The sequence below is a fragment of the Corynebacterium sp. HMSC071B10 genome, assembly GCF_001814825.1.
In the GTDB taxonomy this organism is placed as follows: domain Bacteria; phylum Actinomycetota; class Actinomycetes; order Mycobacteriales; family Mycobacteriaceae; genus Corynebacterium.
The window spans coordinates 1-1822 of record NZ_KV817987.1 but is presented as its reverse complement, the minus strand read 5'-3'; the positions used below and the strand labels follow the sequence as shown (position 1 = coordinate 1822).

The 1822-nt window shown below is 66.5% G+C and carries 2 protein-coding genes; one reads left to right on the top strand and one right to left on the bottom strand.

Features of this window, described 5'->3' with window-relative positions:
- The coding region (locus HMPREF2990_RS02790; RefSeq protein WP_141757776.1) for an ABC transporter ATP-binding protein at positions 1-1164 on the top strand (1164 nt) is incomplete at its 5' end.
- 5 nt (positions 1165-1169) lie between these two features.
- Here HMPREF2990_RS02790 and HMPREF2990_RS02785 read toward each other — a convergent pair.
- The coding region (locus tag HMPREF2990_RS02785; protein ID WP_070762606.1) for an SLAC1 family transporter at positions 1170-1822 on the bottom strand (653 nt) is incomplete at its 5' end.

Sequence of the window (1822 nt, the reverse complement as noted above, 5' to 3'; positions counted from 1 at the left end):
GCCGCGGGCGACGGTTCGGCGGCGGACGCGATGGTGGATGAGGCTATCCAGGCCCAACACGATGCGTTCGCGAAGGCGACGTCGACGCAGGGGGCAGCCATCGGACGGTTGGGTTCGATCGTCCATGCGGTGTTCACGGCGGCGGTGATCGTCGCCGTGGCAGTCGCCGCGACGGGCGGGATGGCGCCGGCGCATTTGGCGCCGATACTCATCGTGCTCGTCCAGTTCACCGGACCGATCACCACGGCGGGAGCGTTGTCCGGCGGTTTCGGTGCGGGCCGCAACACGTTAGCTGCGTTGCGTGACCTGCGGGCAATCCCCGCCCTTCCCGAACCTGACGCACCGGAGCTGCCCGACGGGCATGACGTGGAGTTCCGCGGCGTGAGCTTCGGGTACGGGGAGAAGAAGGTCCTCGACGACGTCAGCTTCCGTGCACCTCAGGGAGCGCTGGTTGCCGTAGTGGGACCTTCGGGGGCGGGCAAAACGACGGTCATGCGGCTGCTGTCGCGGTTTCACGATCCGGACTCGGGGGAGATCCTCATCGGCGGGGTGCCCTTGCCTCGGATCGGCACCGATGGCGTGAACTCGCTGGTGACCCCGGTGTTCCAGGAGACGTTTCTTTTCGACGCGTCCGTGCGGGACAACGTGGTCTTCGCCGACCCCGGATTCGGTTCCAGGCCCGGTGACGGGGACCGCTTGCGCGAGGCCGCCCGGCGTTCCGGGGTGGACCGCATCGTGGAGCTGCTGCCTTCCGGGTGGGATACCCCGGTGGGGGAGGAGGGGACGCTGCTGTCGGGAGGCGAGCGGCAGCGCCTCGCCATCGCCCGGGCGCTTCTGAAGGATTCCCCGGTGGTGCTTCTCGACGAGCCGACGTCCTCGCTGGATGCGGCCACTGAGCGGGCGATCGTCGGCACGATTGAGGCGTTGCGCGGCGATCACACTGTGATCGTCGTCGCCCATCGCCTGCACACCATCCGCGATGCCGACCTCATCGTCGTGCTTTCGGAGGACGGGACGGTCGCAGAACGGGGCACGCACGATGAATTGCTGGCGAAGGGCGGCCGCTACGCCGAGTCTTGGGCGTGCCGGACGGGGAGTTCCCCGGGATCCAGATCCAGCTCGTCGTGGACCACCACGACGACGGCATCGGAGAAGCGCGGCTAACTAGTTCATCTAGCGCCAGATTGGCTTAGTTCCCAGGAGCCAAAGCGCACCGCGCAGACACCCCAATGGAGGAGCAAGAGCACGAGGAGCGCCAAGGAAAGTGTGTGCCAGCCTTCGTCCCAAGCACCCAAGCACAGGGTGCCCACGGGGAAGGTAGAGCCCCACCAACCAGGGCCGTAGGGCGCCCAGTGGAGGACAGCCTCGTAGAAGCAGTACATGGCATAGAGGACACACGGTGCGCCGAGGGTGAACATGATGAGGCCGTAAAGGTGAGCGTCGAAAAGCAATGTCGATGCTGCCGTCGACTGGCCGACAACACCGAGGGGTATCCACGCTGTACCCGCGGCGGCGCCACGTGGGCGCGTGCGGGACCAGTAGCAGTAGAGGAAGAGTGGGATCGCGGTGAAGAACGTGAGGAAGAAGCACAGCTCACCCGCGTAGTGATAAAACTCGCCGTGATGGGTGGCCAGCTGCCCGCCGGATGTCGCGGCGACCATCGGGGACACGAGCGCCAAGCCCCACGGGAACGCTGGCTCGGTGTAGTGCGCGGACTGCTTCCACAAACCCCAGAGTTGCCACAAGCACACGATGATGGCCAGTGGCGCGCCGATCCACCAGCTGACCAGCTGGAACGCATCGTTGCCCGTGAGTGCCGTCC